Raw genomic sequence first — 19,758 nt, 5'->3', positions numbered from 1 at the left:
GCTCATGGAACCCAAGTGAAAACATGCAGGCCTGGCGATAAGTGGACGGCCACCAGTAGGCGAGTGCCTTCTCCGGCGAATTTGCAGGTTACATGCAGATTGATCCATCATCACAGGCGGCACCAGCCGTGCTCCAGATCGGCTCGCAGAGCACAGGGCCGTGGGCAGCACTACCGAGTCGCAAGCCGTCCGAATTTCGGGCAGTCCAGATCGAACACAATCAGCAATCGGAAAGCGGCTTCGATGACTCGATAGAAGTCATCTTGCCAATACAAGTCTCGAACCTTCTCGTACTATCCGCCGGTTGGCGAATCGACTCTAGATCCGCGGGAACGAGCGGTTGTTTACCGCGGTAAACCCAGCGACGCAAAGCGGGCATCCTCCTAGTCGGAAACCGAAGTGGACCTGAGCGCACCCCGAAACACGCCGGTGCCTACTGCTACAAATCGCCGAAGAGCCTGGCTACAGGTCAAGCCACGGGCCGGGCTGACGACCCCTGACGTACAGAGGGCACCGACGGCGTTGCGGGGGAGTGGGCTCACCTAAAGAGGCCGGGATCACCGCATCCTGACCAGACCGAAAACTGCCTTCGGAATCTCCCCCCATCGACCGATCCTGTTTACCGCGGTAAACAGAATGAGCAGACTGCCGCACCCGTCCCGAGCAACCCCAACAATCGCAACCCGCTACCGGGGAATAGAGGGTTCCCACCAGCCTTCATCCCTTTCATCCCAGCCTCCGCATGGACGCTCGCGCACTCCGCCGGAGGGGCCAAGCAAAAAGCCTTCCTCCTCGCAGCCGGTGCCCGCCAAACCTCCCCGACGAAACAAGCATCCTGCACTTCAATTCCTAGGCGCGTGAGTTCCCCGGCGTCAAAACGACACGACTATCCGCGTATCAACCGAGCGATGATGCAGGACTCCAGGGCTGCCGGAAATTAGTGGCATACAACAGGGGAGTGTCGAGGATAATCACTCGAGTTTCCAGACGTACTACGTGTCGCCGCCCGGACGAATCGCGCACCTCGGCACTGTGGCGGTCCTGCCGGGGGGGGGCTGCTGGTTCGGTGTGGAAACTACAGGACCACTCGCATCCTGCATGGCACTCGGACAATGTTGAACGGGCAGTGTCGAAGGATCTAGAACGCTGAGCAATCTAGTCACCCCAGTTGCATCGAATGAAGCTGTCTCAGATTCCGGCCAAAGAGTCCTGGTCAGGAGTCCCTCAACCGGTAGCCGACAATGAGTTGGCGGGGAACCAACGCAGCAAGACCGTACATCCGTGGAGCAAACAACGAGCATCTTGCGTCATGTCTTGAACTACCGTCATCCAGGAGATCCTATTACGTCACAGTGACGAAATAGGCTGTTACCTCAGGGACCAGCGCTGCTGCGGCAATTTGGCCGAGATCGAAGGTAAGGGTTAGACCACTAGCGGCAACATCTAGCCTGATGCCCCCCCGGAGAGGTGTGGGCTTTCGCCGAGGAGCTTCAGCTTCTGGACTAGTGACGGATAGGCCAGCGGTAACGCCTATCCATCGTTCAGCCGTCTCAATTTCACGAGGTGGGATCAATGCGACACGGGACGAAGACCACAAGCAACGACGAACGCGATTCGACGGTGGTCGGAGATCGTCTTGAGCGCGCCGGGTACGAACCGTCACTGTGATGCGATCAGGTTGCCCGCCCCGCCGAACAGGGGGGACAGGGGGATGACATACCGAAGACCACGGAAGTGTGTATGGCCGGTCGCGTTCGATTCAGTGCCAGGTCATCGACAGATTGCTGATTGAGCTTATATGGAAACCATTCTCATCGTCATAGCTGTCGAAATCTGCGTATCTGGTCGACGCATGGGATTCGAGGATGGCAATTACCCGAGCATGTTCTCCGTTAGCGACAGCCACGGCGAGCTCGTAGGTATCTTCACGGCTCAGTATGGACGAGTCATACTTGCTGCCGTCGAAGCGGAACTCACGGGCCTTTGTGCTGTAGGTGTACCCCGTCGGGCCGGGAACACGAACCTCGGCGACAGCTACGAACGAGATGTGTACCGTTTTCAGGATGCCGGTTGATGTCATGACGCCGGCGCGGATCATGTTCTCTTCGAGGCGCTGCCGTGCCGCGTCTTCTTTTGCCACTCCACGGAAGTTGTCCTGTCGTCCGTTTACCCATTTGCGGACCGACGAGGCTGACCTACCGACCTGTGCGGCTACGGCTGCCACTCCACCTGTCTCGGTGACGAATCGGTGCCTGTCGAGGATCTCGGCAATGTGAGCGTCCGGAATACGGTCTTGTTGGACCCAGCGGCGGATTGTGCGCTCGGAAGGCGGCTTCTTTCCAGTTGCTCCCACGATCCGTTGGATGTCTGACGTGCCCAGGGTGGAACGGATTTCTTTCACGGATGCGCCGCGGTTCAGGGAGCCCAATTCACCAGTGAGGCCTTCGTCGATGAAGCCTTCGACGGCCGCGGTCGACACACGGACAGTCGTGTTGCCGGTCGCGGTGGAAACGGGTGCTGTCCCCTTCGGCCGAACTGGTGGTCTGTGCTGAGCCATGGATCTTCCTTCGGCTACGCTGAGCAAGTTGTTATTGGATCAAGGAAAACGCAACACCCCAACAGGTTTTCTGTCGGGGTGTTGTCGTTCTTAGCGCCTGTTAATCAGGCCGCTATTGCAGCAAGTGCCTTGACTCTATCCGGCCTGAATCCCGACCAATGTTCACCATTGCCAGCGTCGACCACCGGTGCTTGAAGATAGCCTAATCCGAGGATACGCTCTCGGGCCTTCGGATCGACACTGATGTCGATCTTCGAGTACTCGACACCTGCATTGTCCAGTGCTTTCATGGTCGCCACGCACTGCACGCAGCTCGGCTTGGAGTACACAACAACGGACATGGCTCGGACCTCTCGTAGAAATCGACTTGCATTAGATAATAGTCTGATTGGCGCATTAATGCAAGCATTCCGCGTGCATATCCAGCGGCTATAAAGAGCATATCGGTGCGTGTATCTGCGCGGTTATCCATATGCTTATACCTGGGCCTCGGGAGTTCCGTTTCGGCGACGTTTGTTGCGGAGTGCTGCCGCTGCGAACTGTTGTTTCGCGAGAGCGCGCTGTTCTGCGCTTGCTGGCGGACCGGACGGAGCGGTCGCTGCTCGCAGTGCCAGCTGTGCTCGCTCGCGGTCTGCGGATGCCCGCTCGGTCGGCGTGGGACCCGTCCAATCCAGCCGTCCTAGCCTCCAGGCCAGGTATTTCGTGGGGTTGGCGATGCGGTCCGGCCAACTCAATCCGTTCCGTCGGCCGTCGAGGTCCAGTGCGTCCTTGATGTGCTGGGCGGTGAAACGTTCGGTGTCGATACCCGCTGCCGCGATGACATCGCACAGGGCCCCCCAGATGCCTCACAGGGGCCGTGGAGGACCTGGCGGCATCCAGGTGGCAGGTTTTTTTGAGGTATTTCGCTGTTTGGTCCAGTCCGCGGGACTTCGAGACGAGCTCGGCGGTGACGCGTTGAAGAGAGATCGGCCTGGGGGCGGTTGGTCGGTTTGTCGTGGCTCGCTTTTTTCTTTGAGTTCTACGGTTCTTCGCAAGCTCAGAACCGGAAAAGAACCCAAGAGGGGATAGGGGTGCGCTCTTCGCGGTCACCGATCGGGGTGCGGGCTGCGGGCGCAGAGCCGCGATTCGGGCTGGCGTGGTGAGAGCGATCTCGGAGGCTGCCCCGGTTTGTGTGTGACCGTGCAGATCACGTGCTGCTTGGATTTCGATTCCGGTAAGACGGCGGCCGAGCTGGAGATCGACAAGGAGTCCGAGGGTGCGTAGGACTCGGCGGCCGCGACGGACCTGGTCGATCGACAGTTCGGCCCGTTTGGCGAGGGTCGCGAGGGAAGCAACCATGTGACGGCCGGTTCTGGTTTCAGCGAAGTGAGCGTGGGCAGTCGCGACGGCGAGGACCGTGGCGGCCGCGACCTTGGCGTTGCTCTGGCGAATGCGAGTGGCGCTGTCTGTGTCCAACGCAGTAGCGACATCTCGCAACCACGCCTGGCGTCCGGGCCAGCAGGGAACAGTCGCTACCGGCCTGCCGGCAGGTGTCAGCTTCACCGGTGGCAGATGCCAGGATTTCTTACCGCGCTGCTCGAGGTTCAGTTCGGCGATCCTGCGTCGGCGTTCTCGATCTGCAGCATCGATGAGTGTGACCGCCACAGCCGATACGAGCTGGATCTGCAGTCCGAGTGGCATAGGGGCGATCAGGGTGGTCAGCCTGCGAGAAAAGTCGGCCTCGGCCGCGCAGCTGATCGGCGCGTCGAGTGTCAGCACACCCATCGCCGACCGCCCGACACGGGTGAGACGCCGCCGACCTGATCTGGGCGGCCGATGTTCGCCTCGGATGTGAGTTCCACAAGCAAGGTGCGTTGGTCGACGGGGTGCTGCCACACCCGTACGAGGCCGCAGTCGGCGAGAGCTGCGACCGCGCGGGCCTTGTCCATCGCCGACTCGGTTGCAGTCGGGATCGTGACCTGTCCGAGGCTGGCGCACCCGATTCTGGTGAGCGTGTCGATGATGTCGGCTTGCGCAGCGGGCAGGTCAGCGATGTCGGTGACGTGAATCGGCTCGGTGAAAGCGACGGGCGTCGCGATCGACAGATGCGGTGCTCGTGACCGGGTGGTCACCGGGTCACCCTGGCTGAGGCATCGAGAATGCGCAGGTCAAACGGTCGTAGCCCGACGACAGGCACAAAGGGTGACAGAAGCCTCGAAACTGTAAAAGGGTATGAAGTACCTCAGATGTGCCGTGCATGGCAAATCCTTCCGGAGTGGGAAGGCAAACCGGGAACTCGTAAGAGTTGCCGCAATCGATCGAGTGGCGAAGCTGGTACTTCAGCCTCATCCCGAATCGCAATCAACCCGCAAGGGGCGCTTCGGTGTGCCTTCGAGACGCTGATGACGCGTCTACGTATTCAGATGTCGGTGACCCTCCTCAGGCGGTCCGCTCACGGCCCCCTGCACCACACAGGGCCCCTCCGGGGCATGTGGGCCCGACTACTACGGCTGAGAACGTCGGCGCGAGTGCGTGAGCTCCAAGCAGGAACAGCGGGGCTTCGTCGAACGTCAGCGCGGTCGTCGAAACTCGTCCGGAAGAAGGGGCGGAGAGCGGTCTGTGGCCCACGAGCAAGAACACGCTCGAGTAGGCCCATTGGTCCGCTCGAAAGGCGACGGTTACCAGCTGTCCAAACACCCGTAATCGGCGTCACCATCAAGCCCAATGAAGTACTCCCGTTGGAGGGCCTATCGGAGGGCTCGAGAAGATTGTCGATCGCACCTGAATGGAATACGTCCGAAGCGATGGTGGGGTGCCCTCTGTCAGGGTTCGTAATCCCTCTGAGCTGCGCCGACGGCTGTTCTTTGCGCATCTGAGTCGTGACCTGAAGAGTGATCTCGGGCCGTATTGTCGGCATCATCACACACCGCCAGCTACAGCAGGTGGAGGGCTACTCGGAGCGGCACCGATGGCCGGAAGAAAGGTTCCCGAAAAGGGCATCGCAGTGTTGCGGTGAACAGCGAAAACGCGGTATCGTGGAGTCACGAGCTATCCCTCCTGTTGAAGGAGGGGCTGCTCGACGGTTGTGAAGTCCAAGTGGCGGATCGACCGATCAACGCGGGCCTCCACGTTTCGTGTTGATGCACAGCAGGACCCCGGCTCTGCAGTTCGGAACCGGGTTCGGTTCCGAAGCTGGGACTGAGCATTGAAACCTCCGGGTTCTGAGTAGGCCAAACCCTCGCGGGGATGGCAGCCGATGAAGCTGGTGGTTGTGGAAATCGCTCTTGCAGGAACGGTTTTCACGTGTGTTGCAGTATGGATATGTGATCCGAGCGTCAACTCGTGGTCATTCAACTTCTGGAAGGCCGCCCCTGGTCTGCGAAACCACGGGGCGGTCTTTCGGTGTATCTAGGGCTTGTCGGTCATGCTGCTGATCCGCTTCTGCGGTCGGTGGCATCTGAGTAGGTACCAACGATCGGCTGTGCGGCCTCAGCTTGTTCGGCTTCGAGTCGCTGCTTGTGGCCGCGCTGGACCAACGCTGTGATTCGCGGTGGCTTCACCTGGACGATCTGGGCAAGGTCCCGATTCTTGGCTCCCGCAAGGTACGCGTCGAGGATGGCGTCGTTACGTGCCTTTTCGGCCGCCCTCCGTTCCGCGTACTTCTCAGCGGCCAGCGGTGCGATCCGCACCAACTCGTCAAGGATGGGTTGCAGCTCAGGATTGGGCGACTGCACCGTCATCTCTCAGCACCTCTCCCCTAGAAAAATTCACACTACCGACAGGGGTTGATTAATCCAGATATCGGTCGGGGTGTCAACAGATGCGCCGCCTCCGGAGCCGGCGTGTCGTGGACAGGCCCCGTCGGCAAGGGCGACTTGATCGACGATCGGCATCGGTCTAGGAGGCAACGGGAGCAATTGGCTCGCGCCGTGCGGAGCGCGTCTCCCGGACTCGATCCACATCCCGTAAGTCGAACTGCCCTCACCGTAGCGACAAACGGAGAACGCCTACGGCTCGCTGCAGGGGAAGAAGTTCAAGGGCTGATGGGGGCGTGTTCTTGAGCTGAATATCCACCGTGTATAGCGCAAAACAGAGCCGTTATATAAGCTGTCTGTTGCGGGCCGGAGAATGCCGCAGTTCGCGGTGAAGAATGGTCGGTTATCAGTCGGCCAATAGCTGCATGAGACGGAGATATCAGACGTGGTTGTCAAGCTGATTACACGCAAGGTGGACGACCTTGACCAGCAGAGTCCCGCCGAGGTCAGTATCGAATTTACGTATAAGCGAAGGCACTACGTGATCGACTTGAGTGCTGCGAATGCAGCTCAGATGGATGCCGATTTTCAGAGGTGGATTACGTTCAGTAGGCCTGTCCGAGCACCTGGTCACAAGTCGTCGAAAATGATGCGCCGTACGGACCCAGCAAAGGTGCGTACCTGGGCGCGAGAACATGGATTCGTCATCTCCGACAAAGGGCGAATCCCGCAGGAGATCGAGACGGCCTACAAAAATCGCGAGTCGGCCACACGGCAAGGAAACGTAGTGTGACTGCGAGTCGGCGAAGCATCACGCGTCGCTACCCTGCCGGACCAATAGACTTGCCAAGGTGTCGGAGAACCAAAATCAGTTGGCGTTCCCGTTAGAGCTATCGGGTAGTGCCTACGGGGCTACGGCTAGAGTTGCGCAGAAGCAAGTTTCGGGCGGAAAGAGCGTTGCCCCGTCCAAGGCGCAACAGGAGGCTGGTGAACGGCGAGCAATGGTTGAGGACGACTTGAAACCGCTGCTGGACCGCTTGGCGAAGCTCTCCCGCGTTGCGGACGCCACGAGCGAAGAGGCTCAGGAGCTCATGGTGACTCGCAACCGATTGGTCGTGGCGGCGTCGAGGGCGGGGGCGTCGCGAGGTCAGATTGCACGGCTCATCGGGGTTTCCGATGGAACGGTGATCGACATCCTCGATCGCGCGAGGAAGCAGTGACAGTTCCGGTTTCGGGTGTGCAGTTTCCGCGCTGGCCTGTGGCGGAAAACGAAGTCCTGCACCACAGCGCAACCAGCGGTGTACCTCCGGACTCCGATATCAGAGCCGCGGTACTGCCGCGGATACAGTCGGCTCTACTTCCTCCACTCAAGGGCGATGTGGCAGCCGCGGTGACGGAGGCCACTGTGGCGTACGTGCGGTTGGACGAGCTGCTGAACTCCTTGCCTGCGCCGCTGCGATCCTCGCTAGCGCGTGCGGTACTCGCCCGTGAGGCTCAAGCATCCTGTGAGATCAGTCGAATCAGATCCACCTCGGGCTCAATTGCATATGGCCGCTTGACTGATGCCGCCGACCCGGTGGTCGACTGTATGCGGGCGATCGAAGTTGCTCTTGATTCTCAGGCGGACGTCCGGAAGATCCACCAAGGCCTGCTGAACCGACACCGGCCACATCGGGCTGGACGTTGGCGGCAGCATCAGATTTGGACAGATCCGACCGGTTCGGCGATCGACACATTCGGCTATGTTCCGCCTCGCCACGAGCGCGTAGCTGGTGCGATGGAGGATCTGGCGGAATACGCTCGCGATAGCGCTGGTCAACCGATCGCTACCGCAGCGGTCGCGTATGCGCAGTTCATGTCGATTCAGCCGTTCGCTGAAGGTAATGGACGTGCGGGACGAGCTCTTATCTCGCACCTGCTCAGGCAATGGGGTTGCGTGCGTGGAGTCGCCGTGCCGATCTCGGTGGGGATCAATGCAGCGTCGCCCGATCATTCTCTAGTTGTAGATGCATTCCGGGGCGGTGATCCGGTGCCTGTTATTTCGAGCGTTGCCCACGCTGTTATCGACGGTGTGTCGGAAATAGCCACGTTGGTCGACCAGTTGCAGTGTGAGCTACAAAGAATGTCCGACGTGCTCAGATCGGTGTCGAGTAGGGCAAGCAGAGCCGACTCGTACTCGTGGCCAATGTTGACCTATCTCCTCGGGCAGCCCGTCATTACAACAGGCCGCGCGGGAAGAGCGCTGGGAACCGATCGAATCTCGGGTCACAAAGCTGCGACCAAGTTGGCGGAGGCGGGCTTAATCGTTCCTTTTGACGTAGCGAGTCACATTCCTGTGTGGCAAGCCCCAGGGGTACTCGAAATTTGGTCGAGACAAGGCGAGAATCGGCGTCGGGAACGACGTGGTTTGAACGATGTGGCATAGATCCCGCTGATGAGCCGAGTGGCCGCAAGGACTCCAGCGGGCCACCCGGCCTGGCTCGAGAGGACCTCATGGGGTCAAGATTGGCTTCCAGCTACTTCCGAAAATCGATTCGTGGGTGGGTTCAGGGATCTCGGGCTCGGTGCCGTTGATCGTCCGCCAGTCCGGTCCGAAGATCGACTGTTCGAGGGACGCCCCGGCGTGATGAGCGTGGTCCTCGACCGAGATCGGCGTCACGTCGGCTGCGCCGCGGTCGTGGGGGAGTGGTCACGGTTCGGAGCGGGTTGGGCGTGCCGGGGAGCCGTAGCTGTTTGCGAAGGGTCGACGGTCTCCTCCCAGTCGGCCTCGACTGATCCACCGAGCTGGTACTGCGCCTTGTCGTGGCCAGGGGTGACAGCGAGGGTCACGTTCTGTAGCGGATCCGCGGCACCGGTGTCGTAGAACGACAGGTGTGCGAACCCAGTGGTCCGCAGCAGAAACGGTAGGGGCTTCGTTTTGCCGTCCACTTCGAAGTTGTGGCGACTGTGAACTCGAACGTGGGCGGTGTCGACGGCGACGATGGTCAGGCCTGTTCGGAAAATTGGGCCCGGCTCGTCGACGACGGTGATCGTTGTCGACGAGCGTCCTGTCACCCCTCCCGAGCTCGGCAGGTGAACATTGACCATGGTCATGTCGTAGGCGGCGAAGGTAGCCGAATCGAAGATGTCGATGTCTTTCACGGCCCCATGTCCGGTCCCGGTCGACGAGTCGAAGAACTGCGCGGATGCCGCGTCTTTGACCGTGCCGCAGCTTCGGTGGTGGAAGATCCCGGTGGAGGTGTCATGCAGGGCCACTTCCACTCGGTCGAAAGCCGTGACCGAGGCGGAGTCCATAGCAATCACCGAGCCCTCGCCGTACATGTGCACGCGTGCGTTGTCGCAGGCGTACACAATGGTGTCGCTGTCACTGTGCACGGTGACATGTGCTTTGTCTTTGACGTAGAGGGTGCCTACCTCGAAGAGTGTCAGTGACCGCTCCCCGTCGATGAGGGTTCGATCCGGAACTCGATCGAGGATCCTCGAAATACGCCCAGACTCCGGATTCGGGAAGAGGTCCTCGACTGTCCGTAGTCCGGCGGGTGTGAACTTGCCGTTGCTGATTGGCACCGGTGGTAATCCTTTCGCGAATGCGGCTACTCAGGAGGGCGGATCGGACTAGGGCAGAAGACTCGACCACGGATTCGGGGTACCGCTGAGGAACTCGACTCCCCATGACTGCTGAGCTACGAGAATCGCGAACGCGCGAATGGCCGCGTTCTCGCGCTGGAGGGCCGTCAGTGAATTGTTCTCGGCCACTACCGCTTTGGCTTTGGCCAGAAGCAAGCTGTCCACGATTGGTGCTGATCGGGCCTGTGGGATCGTTCGGTTGATGATCTCGTCGAACCGCGCGATCAACTGGCGAGCGCTGGCCAGGCATTGGGTGATGGTTTCAGGGACGGTGTCGGCTCGGCCGAAACCTGCTCGGCCAGGCTGGAATGCGCGACTCAGAAGCGGAGCGATGCCTTGACTCGCGTTGCTGTCGAGAAGCAGGGTGGGGCGGGCATCCAACCATGCGGCCAGAGCGACGACGCGACATAGTGATCTCGGAGCTCGTAACACCGCGCGAGCTCAGCACTTGCGGCTTTCTCCACGGCTTCACCGGCACTGTCGGCCTCGGTAATTTCGCGGGGAATCCGCTGCATAGTGTCCACATCCTCATTATGACAATACAGTGGAGAATCGACAAGTCGGTTCACGAAAGTGCCCGCACGGCAGTGATTGTCCACGATCCAGCGTCGGCGGCTTCACGTCGAACCACTGTCATTGTCTGGTTCCACTGTGCGACTTCGGAGTCCGCTGCGAGGAAACGAATCTCCGCTCTGTACACATCAGGGGTGCCTTCTGGGGTGACCGTGACGCACCACGGCGTATTCGGATCGACCCCCGCGATCCCGGCAGCCAGCGCGTCGGCGCTCGCGACGTCGGGGCCAGGGCTGGTCATGGCCACCATCGCCGCGGGATCGCGTCGGTCGAAGAACGCGTGCTCGTACGCGATGATGAACCTTCGGCGCTGCCGGTGTCCCCTGTGCCTCTCGACTGGGTCCGTTGCGGTGTCCGAATCTCCTCACACGGAAGAGCTGCACCGTCGCTGCTGATCCCCATGGCCATCGGATCGGCCTCGTCGGTCACGGTGGCGTCAGTGCGCGTCTCGGCGTCGGATCCAGTCCAATTCTGCGCAGCGATGAGCACCACGGCCAGGACGAGAGCAACAGCTACAGCGATCATGCCCAGCTTGCGGTGCTTCGAGAGAGCGCGGGAGGTGACACGGAATGCTTCGGCGACGTCGACCCTCCGCTGCGTCCGTTGCGTGCCCTGTGGTCGGGGTGCGTGGGCGAGGGTGGGGCGATCGTCCGACGGCGCGTGTGTCGGAGCGGTCCTGCTCTGACCGGTGCCGGCCGCACTGGCTCGCTGTGCCCAGGTGTTGGTGGGCTTGCTGTTCTTTCTGGCCATGGTGGGTGTCCTCGACATATGAGTGAAGCCCCACCCGGATCGAACTGCTCCTGCCGGCGGGAATGCGGGAGGGTTCGATTCGAGCGGGGCCACGGAGTAGCTCAGAGGTGGAAGGGCGCTAGCGGAGGTGCCGTCGTGACCTGAACCGTCGGTGCGCCTTGGCCATCCGGCACCTGGTGCAGCAGGACCTCGACGGGCGGCGGCGGCAACACGATGCCATCGGGAAGTGGAGGCAGCGCGATCGGGGCCAATTCGGGCAGGCCGTAGACAGTGACGTCGATAGTCACGAACGGCGGGCCACCCTCCTTGGGTGCTCCGGAGCTGCAGGTGCCGCCGGTGCGCTCGGCTGAGGCGACCACTGCTGGTTCTCGCTCCATCCCTGATCGGCCTGATCGGCCTGATCGGCCTGATCGGGTACAGCGGTCTGCGGTGCCACCTCGCCGGGCGCGGCCTGTGCCGGGGGAGTGCCTTCCTGCGGGGGAGGAACCGCGCCGGGGGGTTGCCTGCGGGTTGGCCGGAACCGCGCCGGGGGTTGCCTGCGGGTTTGCAGGGGCGAGAGTTCGCGGCACACCCGGTCCGGTCTGAGGTGTCGTGGCAGGTGCCTGACCTCCCTCCTGCTGAGACAGCGACGTGCCCGCGCCGTTTCCGCTCTGCGGTGCCTGTGGGTTCTCCACGTTCGGTGCCGCCATCGCGATAGGCGCGGTGGACGTCAGAACTCCTACGATCCCTGCGGCGACTACCGCCGTTCTCCGACTGATCTTCAACTTGTCATCCCCTCTGTTTCGATGTGCCCTCGGGTCGAGACACTACTGTTCAGCCCTGATGTTCACAGAGCTGGTTGTTCCTCCGGTGAATCGACGTCGATATCAGCCGAATACCGTGTTCCGGGGAGCACTCCACGCCATGCACCGATACTCACCAGATGGGCGCTCGCTGGATGTTTCACGCGGTGTAGGTACACGTCCGCGTGTAGCTTTTTGGCCAGGGTGACGAGCACCCCGAGATGTGGTCCGAGAAAGACCGACAGTTTGCCGGAATCAAGGGGTCGGTGATCACTGTCGGTCACCTGATCGGAGGCCGTCAGACCCGCTAGCGAGCGATCGCACAGATCGATCGGATACGACCCCACGGGCTGCAAGTTGAACTGATGAAGGAGTGAGGTATCGGATTCGACGATCAGTTTCGCTTCCAGAGTGTCCCGGTGGACCTGCAAGGACACCAAGCTGTTCTTATCGCCGCGGATCACTTCCTGTAACGCCGGGCGGATCCAGTTGAGTACCGCGCTGGGAAGCAGAACAGGGTCGTCGAGGCTGCCGTTGCAGGACACGTGCATCCGGCCGATCAAAACGCCGTCCGTGGTCACGCCGGTCAGAACCTGGGAGGCAGAGACATCGTCACCAGCCACAGCGGTTCCGGTCCGAAGGTAGACGCAGGCGAACGTGTCGTCACCGTCGACGACCTTGCCGACTGTGGCACCGAGTATCTCGAAAAACCGTTGAAGATCCTTGGCGGCAACGGTTACTCGCGCCATTTACGCTACCTTTCGACGGTGATGATCGCCTAGGATGACGGCGACGCAATACGCCCGAACACTAGCACAGACAGGAGGTGAATAGACGTCATGAATACCCGCAAGATAGTGGCCATAAATATGCTTATCGGACTCATTATCCTGGGGCTTCCTTCGAGGTCGATCGCCTGGGCGAACAGACTGGTCGAGTGGGGAATCCTCTCCGGCGTAGGGGCAGATCACCTGATCACGTTCCCTGACAGTCTCCATAACCTCGGTATCAGCTGGCCGAACATGCTCACGATTGCCGGTCTGATCATCGTCGGCAACACCGTGATACGGCTCGTATCTGGGGTACGATCAACCCCCAATAGCCCACATATCGCTCAGTAGGGCAACCGATGACCGAGGGGAACGAACAAATATGTCTACCGATGGCGCAATTCAGGCCGACACCGAGAGTGTCCGCTCAGCAGGCACCGAGATCCTCGACCAGCTGGCGACCATCGAGAAGTGGACAGCCGACGTGGAGAAGGTGAAGGCAACATTCGCGGCAGATGGGTCCGTCGACGGCACGATCATGCCTGCGGCGTCGGCGACTCTGCAGAAGCTGCAAACAGTGTTCAAGGGCGTCGAAGAGGGCATGGTCAGGATCAAGGACAACCTCCAGACCGCGGCCCAGTCGCTCACCGGTGAGGCCGACGGCCTCGAACAGAACGACTCCGAAGCGTCGCCAACATCGCCAACATCGGCAACTGACGGTCGTGATTGTCTCGCCCCGACTGACGACCACCACCGCCCGAGAGGACTGATTCCCGGATGCCTCCAGTAAAAATCGACCCCACCGAGGTCAGCGACGCTGTCAGCGCGGGCTCGACCGAACAATTCGAGGGCGGCCAGGACGCTGGAAAGAGCGAGTCGAAGGCGTCGGATCCAAAGGTGCGTAACGCACTCGAGTCCATCCGCAAACACCTGACAGACGGACTCGAAAAATCCAGCGACACAATGGACAAGGCCAACGCCGGTGCGCGCCAGTTCGAGACCAACGACGCCGCCACCGCGGCACAAGCCACCGCGCTTACCTCCCCTGCCGCCCCGACACCAGGGGCGAGCACGCAACCGGCACCCAGACTGTCGGCAGCCCAACTGTCTGGCCCCAGCCAGCCCGCGATGCCATCGATGACTCCGGTGTCGCCGGTGTCGCAATTCGCGCGAATGGCAGCGCCGGCAATGCAGACCGCGGCGGGCCTCGCAGCGCCGATCGCGTCGATGGCGTCGTCGGCTGCAGCTCCAGCGATGATGCCTGCGACCGCAACCGGCGGCGGATCCGGTTCGGACACAGTCACGCTCACTCCCGCCCAACAGGCACAGTTGGCCGCCATCATCGATGCGAACGGCGACACCACCGAACCGGCAGAGTCCACCGGCACCGACGTCAGCACCGGAAACGCGAAACTCGACGAGCTGGTCAAACAGACCGTCGCATCCGAAGTTCCGTACTCCTGGGGCGGCGGCACCCTCGAAGGTCCGAGCAAGGGCATCTCCGACGGAGGGGGAGCCGGAGACGCGCACGGCGACTACAACAAGGTCGGCTTCGACTGCTCGGGCCTGACCCGCTATCTGGCGTACCAGAGCGATGGCGTCGAGATCCCACGAACCTCCCAAGCCCAGTACAGCGCATCGGCCCCAGTCACAGACCCGAAGCCGGGTGACCTCGTGTTCCCGAAATCGTCGTTCGTGGGCGGCAATGGTCCCGGACACGTCCAGATGTACATCGGCGACGGGAAGGTCGTCCACGCCCCACAGTCGGGCAGCAACGTCCAAATCACCGCTCTTGCACCGGATTCCGAAGTGCGCAGAGCGGCCTGACAAAAACAGCCGGGGAGAAGAACAGATGTCGCACCCAGAATTGCAACCTATCGCCGACGCCGGAGCGAAGATACGGGCGATCGAAACGAGCCTCCACAACGCCTACGAGGAAGCGCGAGGAGTCCAGTTCGACGACAACGACAACCCCTCCGTCGCAGCGATCGTCGTCAAGAACCGACTCGCAGTGTTCGAGTGCGACCAGAGCGTCATCGACCACTACGCACAGCTGGCGGCCCAGCAACGGGCAGACCCCGCAGGAACGGCCGGTCAAGCCCCAGCCCTGCTCGAGTTCAACACCCTGATCAACGGAGTCATCCTCGCGGCGCTCCAGGATTTCCATAACGATCTCAACGCGCGGATCGGCGCATGAGCCCACCACCGGAAGGCTTCGAGCGGAAACTTGGTGAACTTCTCGCCTCGAAGACCGCCGTGCCCAGATATCAGGGTGCCGACCCCACACCCTCCGATGATCCACGCCTCAACCAGCTGATCGAAGACGTCCGAAGCAGCCGCGCGCAAGGTGCGCCCGAGTCGACACACACTGCCATCGGCGACGCTCACGACAAGATGTTCGACAACCTGATCAATCGTGCCTCAGAACTCTCGGCAGGACTCAATGGAGTGCGCCCAGACGCGTCGTCGCCCGGTATCGACACGATCATGGAACACGTCTCGAACATCGCCAAGAGCATCGACCGGGCCGCCCACGCCCTCGATGTCAGCAAGCACGCAGCCCTGGACTACAACGCCTCCGTCGCCGCCTACTGGGCGAACATGACGCCGGCTCGAGACGCAGCCAAGCAACTTCAAGCTGAAAGCGACAAAGCGAACCAGCTCATAGCACTCGGAGTCGTCACCATCGGCGACGACGGCGAACAGTTTATCCCTGATCTCCAGTCTCTGAAACCCTCGGCGGTGCCGACCGCCTTCTCGATCATGGATGGCGAAAAGGTCCGAATCCCAGAGAGAGTCCAGCAGGACCTACAAAGCAACGCTGAGCTGCAACGCCAAATCGCGTCGACATTCCGCAACGCCCAGCCGTCAATCCAGGCTGCCGTTGGGCCTGAGATTTCAATGATCAATCCGCCCCCTCCGATTCCGCTGTCCCCGGAGGCGGCTGCATCGACAGGGAACTCGGGCGCAAGTTCTACTGCTGCCAACCTCAGTCCGGGTGTGTCTGGCGTGTTGGGTGGTGGGCGGTCGAGCAGCCCCGGACCTCGCTCGTCGACTGCATCAAGTCCGGCCCAATCCACGGTGGGTGCCCGCGCGACAGCAGCACCGCCACGACTCGACAATGCGACTCTGCTTGGTGCCCAGAACCAAAACCTCATGCCGTCAGTGATGATGCAACCAGGCTCTCCCGCAGCAGCCGCTACCGGGCTACGCGTCCCCCTCGACCGGTGGCCTCGCGGCAGGGAACCCGGCAGGACCGAGAGCAATGACCGACAGCGAGTTCAGCAAGTTACTGGACTCAGCGCGCGGCAAGCCGGGACCAACAGGTCAACGGACCTCCTCCAGTGCGGCACCAAATCTGTCAACCTCGGAGACCTCGACTTCTGCAGCGACACCAGGAAGCGCCCCACTCGTACAGCCACCATCATGGGCAAACGCGCAGACCGCTGGAACCGCGGAATCCGCAGGCGGCAGTGCAAAAGCAGGAACAAGTGCGGCTCCCAATACAGCGGCTGGAGGATCTCGGTCAACCTCCGGTATGCCGATGATGCCGATGATGCCTCCAGGGCAAGGAGCTGCGGGCGGCAAGTCCGACAAGTCCGATAGGCCGGCAATCATCTCGGTGGACCCAATGGTCTACGGCGACGACATCAAATCCACTGACCCGGTCATCCGGCCACGAAGAGCAGAGTGATCGTGTATGCCACTTGCGTCAGCGCGACACTCTGCCGTATTATCATTTGCATGATCAGGAACTGGGCTGCGGGCGTGGCTGCAGCTGCCGTGGCAACTGCAGCGATGGTCCTATCCCCAGCCTCGGCAGCTGCAGCCACTCCGCCGGTGCACGCCGGTACCGAGATCCGAGTCGGCAACCAGATCTGCACGCTTGGCTACGTCCTGCCAGGACCAGATGGCAAAGCAGAAGGTGTCACGGCCGGGCATTGCGGAGTAGTCGGTGACTCCGTGACGGACAAGAACGGTACCTATCTCGGCTACATCGCCGACAGTTTGAACGATTACAACGGCGACATCGCCCGCATCCGCTTCAATGATCTTCCAGGTGGCAGTCTTACGACTTGGGTTCCGTACCAAGGGAAGATGCTGCCGGTGCTCGGCTCAATGACTTTCGCGGATGTGATGCAAGCTCAGCCGGTCCTATGCAAAGTCGGCCGAACAACCGGTGAAAGTTGTGGCCCGCTTCAAGGTGCTCCTGGCAAGGCTCAAGTAGCTTTCGCCGCCGCAAGCGATCACGGAGATTCCGGGGGGCCGGTGTACGCGCTCAGTAGCGACGGCGTCTACGCAGTCGGCATCCTTTTCTCTGGATCGGGAAATAGTGAGGCGCTCTCTGGAGCGACGGGTATAGCTCAGTTCGCCGAGCAGTGGGGCTTGACGGTTGCATCCCCCTAAGTTCGATCGGCAATTCTAAGATCGCGCGCGCAAGTACGTAGGTCGGAATGTCAACGTGGACAGATCGGTGGCCAGGCATAGCTGATCTGTCCACGTTGCTGTCCGGGCTCCTCGTGTGTCGGTTTCGAGGCCACATCAGCGTGTCTGCATCGGTGTTCAACGGTAAGTAACGTCCTGGAGGCACTCCATAGCTGTCGTGCGCCAATATCCTCTGAGAGGTCGGGGCGGCAAGCGAATAACTCGTTAGTCGGGCGGTTATCGATACCCGAGAACACCGGCTTGATAGCCGGTATGTACGCATATCAACTCGACCGTATATAGGGTATGTTTGAGTCCACAAACAACCAGGAAGGTGGCCGTGGATGTCATCACCACTGCCGGGAGTGAGCGATTCTCAATCTGGCCTCGGTGCCATGCCGGGCTCGGGTTCAGTGTTCGACTCTGCCGGTCTGGGTGCAGCGGGTGGCGGCATTGCTTCTGCGCAGATCTCCTCGTCGCCGACGCCCGACCTCGGATCGAGTGGCCTGTGGGACATGGCGCATGTGAGCGCGGTTGCCGTGGGCGCTGGAATCGCTGCGTGGAAGCTTCCGCCGGTGACGGTCCCACTTCGCGAGGCCGCCCTCTCCAAGCTGAACTCGCGACCCCCGGTATCCCGACCGCCCGTCCCTGAGCGTCCGGGACCTCGCACTTCCGAACAACCTGCTCGCGGTGAGCGGTCAGCTGGACCGCGAAGCGGTACAGCCCCAGCGGTCGACACAGAAGCAAGGACTGCAGGCAATGCCGCCAGGACTAGTCGAGTGGCTGAAAAGGGCGGCGCTATCGCTCGGACACTTGGCGGAAAGATCGCGCAGAGCGAGTCCTTGGCGGCCAAGGGTCTGACTCAAGGCGGCCGTCTGGTTGGCAAGTTGGCCGCCTCGTCGGCAGGGAAGGTTGCCGCCCGCTTGGGTGCCAAAATGGGCCTACGTCTCGCGGCGTTGGCGATCCCTGGCCCAGGGTGGGCCGTCGGGGCGGTCGTGCTTGCGGGTACATGGTTATTCGATCCTGAATTACGGAGTATTGCAAAAAAATTCGTAGCTGGTTTATTCGGGTCGGAAACGCCCGCGTTAGACGCCCCTCCGAGCCCTCCAGACACCAACTTTCTGCCGCTGACTCACGACGGAAATCGGGATGGGATTATCCGAGCAAAGGACAAGACTCTCACCGAGCTCAACAGTGCAATGTTCGCGATCGATCCCGAGAAGGTCTGGCACCCTGTTGATCCTCCGGTCCCGACAACGTCGGGCTTCGAGGCAACGGTCACCGGAATGACTGATCTGATCACGCGAGCATCCGAGATCGCTGCGTCTGTCGATGCGTTGATGAAGAAATACGAGTCGGAGCCGCTTGTACAGCGCGCACGTCAAGGAGTTCGACCGTCGCTGGATGCGCTCAGCGCTGTGGGCGAGCAGGTTGTCGTACCAGTCGGCAACGCCGTTTCGTCTCTGGCGACGGAAACGAACACGGCGTACCAGTCACTCAGGACAGCGAATGTCGATGCACGACAGGCCATTTCGGATTCTGCTAGCGGAATGGTTCCTTGGGACTTCAGTGTCGATGAAACGAAGATGGGCTCAGTTGACGGAGTCGCCGATCGCTACTATCAGGCCGCTACTCAGGCGTTCACGTCCATAGATCAGGCAGTGAACGGATGGGTGCTCCCCTCGACATTAAGCAGACCCGCAAATCCTGCCACCACGACCCCGACTGAGCAGATGTCGGCACCGGTTCCTGGTTTGCCCAGCACTTCTATCAACCCTGCTCAGCAAGGTTCATCGACAAGTGCCACTCCCGCGATGCAACCCCCGACCTCGTCAACAGCTGGAATGCCCAAAGGAGGTCAGCAGAATCTTGCTGACGTGCTAGCTTCCCTCTCCCGCAGCCAGAACCCTGGCGGTGCCGCAGCCCAAAACCCAATGCCCAGTAGTCCATTGGGCAACAACCCATTCGGTGGCATGCCGCAATCCAACTCGGGTATGGGTGCTAACCCGCTGGGCGGCATGAGTGGCCCGCTTTCCGGTCAAGTTCCGCCGACTGCGAACGCCGGCAAGGGGTTGGACGAGCTGCTCCGGAACGCGCTGCAGAACAAGCCGGCCACCGAGAACAAAAAGAAGTCGACGACTCCTGCGAACGACAAAGACGACGAGGAGAAGAAGGACAAGAAGCCAGAGGAGAAAGGCGACGGTGGCGAGGATACTGCGAAGCCCGCAGCCGATCCCGCCATGCCTGCGACTGATGGAAAGCCCGCCGTTGCAGGGCTTCCGGCGGATTCTGCTCCTCCGGCGGATAAGCCTGCGAGCCCTCTCGATCCGGCAGTTCAGAAGCCGGAGCCAGCCTCGAAGGTCGTTGGGATCGATGGCAAGGACGTGACGTTCTCTGACACTCGAACGGCGAAGATGGTCGCGGCGCTCAACCCTGTCGACGGTGCGCCTCCGACGATCGAAAAAGCTGCTGGAGACGCCGGTTTCAAGATTCCGCCCCCCGGACAGGACATCGGGGAGCGGCAGAACCCCGCATCGATG

18 protein-coding genes and 1 pseudogene are annotated in these 19,758 nt (G+C 61.2%); 9 read left to right on the top strand and 10 right to left on the bottom strand.

What is annotated here, in order from left to right:
* Positions 1-1,759 precede the first annotated feature (1,759 nt).
* The 4 genes from RHBS_RS10685 to RHBS_RS10670 form a co-directional block, all read right to left on the bottom strand.
* Entirely contained in the window at positions 1,760-2,557 is a 798-nt protein-coding gene (locus tag RHBS_RS10685) for a hypothetical protein (RefSeq protein ID WP_128645532.1), read from the bottom strand.
* Between the two features lie 104 nt (positions 2,558-2,661).
* Positions 2,662-2,898 (bottom strand): glutaredoxin-like protein NrdH, encoded by a 237-nt coding sequence (nrdH, locus tag RHBS_RS10680; protein WP_128645531.1) that lies wholly within the window; start codon positions 2,896-2,898, stop codon positions 2,662-2,664.
* A 1,410-nt stretch (positions 2,899-4,308) separates the two neighbouring features.
* Positions 4,309-4,668, bottom strand: coding sequence for a hypothetical protein (locus tag RHBS_RS10675; protein ID WP_128645530.1), 360 nt, complete (start codon positions 4,666-4,668; stop codon positions 4,309-4,311).
* A 1,290-nt stretch (positions 4,669-5,958) separates the two neighbouring features.
* The gene (locus RHBS_RS10670) at positions 5,959-6,276 is read right to left on the bottom strand and encodes a hypothetical protein (RefSeq protein ID WP_128645529.1); all 318 of its coding nucleotides are present in this window, start codon (positions 6,274-6,276) and stop codon (positions 5,959-5,961) included.
* Between the two features lie 460 nt (positions 6,277-6,736).
* Here RHBS_RS10670 and RHBS_RS10665 point away from each other — a divergent pair, with 460 nt between their 5' ends.
* The 3 genes from RHBS_RS10665 to RHBS_RS32170 all read left to right on the top strand — a co-directional run bounded on the left by RHBS_RS10665 (position 6,737) and on the right by RHBS_RS32170 (position 8,716).
* Positions 6,737-7,084 (top strand): Lsr2 family protein, encoded by a 348-nt coding sequence (locus RHBS_RS10665; RefSeq protein WP_187298438.1) that lies wholly within the window; start codon positions 6,737-6,739, stop codon positions 7,082-7,084.
* A 208-nt stretch (positions 7,085-7,292) separates the two neighbouring features.
* Positions 7,293-7,511, top strand: a complete 219-nt coding sequence (locus RHBS_RS10660; RefSeq protein ID WP_128645528.1) for a hypothetical protein — start codon at positions 7,293-7,295, stop codon at positions 7,509-7,511.
* A 368-nt stretch (positions 7,512-7,879) separates the two neighbouring features.
* A complete protein-coding gene (locus RHBS_RS32170; protein WP_374700572.1) occupies positions 7,880-8,716 on the top strand; it encodes a Fic family protein in 837 nt (278 codons plus the stop codon).
* A 230-nt stretch (positions 8,717-8,946) separates the two neighbouring features.
* Here the strand turns inward: RHBS_RS32170 and RHBS_RS10650 are convergent, their stop codons facing one another.
* The 6 genes from RHBS_RS10650 to RHBS_RS10625 all read right to left on the bottom strand — a co-directional run bounded on the left by RHBS_RS10650 (position 8,947) and on the right by RHBS_RS10625 (position 12,772).
* Positions 8,947-9,858 (bottom strand): hypothetical protein, encoded by a 912-nt coding sequence (locus RHBS_RS10650; RefSeq protein ID WP_128645526.1) that lies wholly within the window; start codon positions 9,856-9,858, stop codon positions 8,947-8,949.
* A gap of 48 nt (positions 9,859-9,906) precedes the next feature.
* Positions 9,907-10,350 carry a hypothetical protein gene (locus RHBS_RS10645; protein WP_128645525.1) on the bottom strand — a complete coding sequence of 148 codons (444 nt, stop codon included), beginning with the start codon at positions 10,348-10,350 and terminating at the stop codon, positions 9,907-9,909.
* Positions 10,351-10,483: 133 nt separating this feature from the next.
* Positions 10,484-10,732, bottom strand: a complete 249-nt coding sequence (locus RHBS_RS28885) for a hypothetical protein (RefSeq protein WP_128645524.1) — start codon at positions 10,730-10,732, stop codon at positions 10,484-10,486.
* Positions 10,729-11,241: a hypothetical protein gene (locus RHBS_RS10635; RefSeq protein ID WP_128645523.1), complete on the bottom strand. Its 513-nt coding sequence runs from the start codon at positions 11,239-11,241 to the stop codon at positions 10,729-10,731. The genes RHBS_RS28885 and RHBS_RS10635 overlap by 4 nt, the downstream gene beginning before the upstream one ends.
* A 101-nt stretch (positions 11,242-11,342) precedes the next feature.
* On the bottom strand, positions 11,343-11,600 hold the full coding sequence (locus tag RHBS_RS10630) for a hypothetical protein (RefSeq protein WP_128645522.1): 258 nt from the start codon (positions 11,598-11,600) through the stop codon (positions 11,343-11,345).
* Between the two features lie 467 nt (positions 11,601-12,067).
* Positions 12,068-12,772, bottom strand: coding sequence for a hypothetical protein (locus tag RHBS_RS10625; protein ID WP_128645521.1), 705 nt, complete (start codon positions 12,770-12,772; stop codon positions 12,068-12,070).
* Between the two features lie 403 nt (positions 12,773-13,175).
* Between RHBS_RS10625 and RHBS_RS10620 the strand changes: the two genes are divergently transcribed.
* The 6 genes and pseudogenes from RHBS_RS10620 to RHBS_RS10595 form a co-directional block, all read left to right on the top strand.
* Complete coding sequence (locus RHBS_RS10620) at positions 13,176-13,583, top strand: hypothetical protein (RefSeq protein WP_128645520.1); 408 nt, start codon at positions 13,176-13,178, stop codon at positions 13,581-13,583.
* Positions 13,571-14,620, top strand: a complete 1,050-nt coding sequence (locus tag RHBS_RS10615) for a C40 family peptidase (protein WP_128645519.1) — start codon at positions 13,571-13,573, stop codon at positions 14,618-14,620. Before RHBS_RS10620 ends, RHBS_RS10615 begins: the two co-directional genes overlap by 13 nt.
* A 25-nt stretch (positions 14,621-14,645) precedes the next feature.
* Complete coding sequence (locus tag RHBS_RS10610; RefSeq protein WP_128645518.1) at positions 14,646-14,990, top strand: hypothetical protein; 345 nt, start codon at positions 14,646-14,648, stop codon at positions 14,988-14,990.
* A gap of 197 nt (positions 14,991-15,187) precedes the next feature.
* Complete coding sequence (locus tag RHBS_RS10605; protein ID WP_128645517.1) at positions 15,188-16,399, top strand: hypothetical protein; 1,212 nt, start codon at positions 15,188-15,190, stop codon at positions 16,397-16,399.
* 357 nt (positions 16,400-16,756) lie between these two features.
* Positions 16,757-17,200: a hypothetical protein gene (locus tag RHBS_RS10600; protein ID WP_128645516.1), complete on the top strand. Its 444-nt coding sequence runs from the start codon at positions 16,757-16,759 to the stop codon at positions 17,198-17,200.
* Positions 17,201-17,997: 797 nt separating this feature from the next.
* Positions 17,998-19,758: pseudogene (locus RHBS_RS10595) on the top strand (hypothetical protein); the annotation flags it as partial.

The organism is Rhodococcus sp. BS-15, from assembly GCF_000813105.1.
In the GTDB taxonomy this organism is placed as follows: Bacteria; Actinomycetota; Actinomycetes; order Mycobacteriales; family Mycobacteriaceae; genus Rhodococcoides.
Note: the sequence above shows the minus strand (reverse complement) of the source record. Positions and strands in the feature narration are given on the sequence as shown.

Excerpts from the sequence above, each read along its gene's own strand:
- RHBS_RS10670 (WP_128645529.1), bottom strand. The coding sequence starts at position 6,276 with ATGACGGTGCAGTCGCCCAATCCTGAGCTGCAACCCATCCTTGACGAG.
- RHBS_RS28885 (WP_128645524.1), bottom strand. The coding sequence starts at position 10,732 with ATGACCAGCCCTGGCCCCGACGTCGCGAGCGCCGACGCGCTGGCTGCC.
- RHBS_RS10635 (WP_128645523.1), bottom strand. The coding sequence starts at position 11,241 with ATGGCCAGAAAGAACAGCAAGCCCACCAACACCTGGGCACAGCGAGCC.
- nrdH (WP_128645531.1), bottom strand. The coding sequence starts at position 2,898 with ATGTCCGTTGTTGTGTACTCCAAGCCGAGCTGCGTGCAGTGCGTGGCG.
- RHBS_RS10620 (WP_128645520.1), top strand. The coding sequence starts at position 13,176 with ATGTCTACCGATGGCGCAATTCAGGCCGACACCGAGAGTGTCCGCTCA.
- RHBS_RS10615 (WP_128645519.1), top strand. The coding sequence starts at position 13,571 with ATGCCTCCAGTAAAAATCGACCCCACCGAGGTCAGCGACGCTGTCAGC.
- RHBS_RS10625 (WP_128645521.1), bottom strand. The coding sequence starts at position 12,772 with ATGGCGCGAGTAACCGTTGCCGCCAAGGATCTTCAACGGTTTTTCGAG.
- RHBS_RS32170 (WP_374700572.1), top strand. The coding sequence starts at position 7,880 with ATGCGGGCGATCGAAGTTGCTCTTGATTCTCAGGCGGACGTCCGGAAG.
- RHBS_RS10610 (WP_128645518.1), top strand. The coding sequence starts at position 14,646 with ATGTCGCACCCAGAATTGCAACCTATCGCCGACGCCGGAGCGAAGATA.
- RHBS_RS10605 (WP_128645517.1), top strand. The coding sequence starts at position 15,188 with ATGTTCGACAACCTGATCAATCGTGCCTCAGAACTCTCGGCAGGACTC.
- RHBS_RS10685 (WP_128645532.1), bottom strand. The coding sequence starts at position 2,557 with ATGGCTCAGCACAGACCACCAGTTCGGCCGAAGGGGACAGCACCCGTT.
- RHBS_RS10660 (WP_128645528.1), top strand. The coding sequence starts at position 7,293 with ATGGTTGAGGACGACTTGAAACCGCTGCTGGACCGCTTGGCGAAGCTC.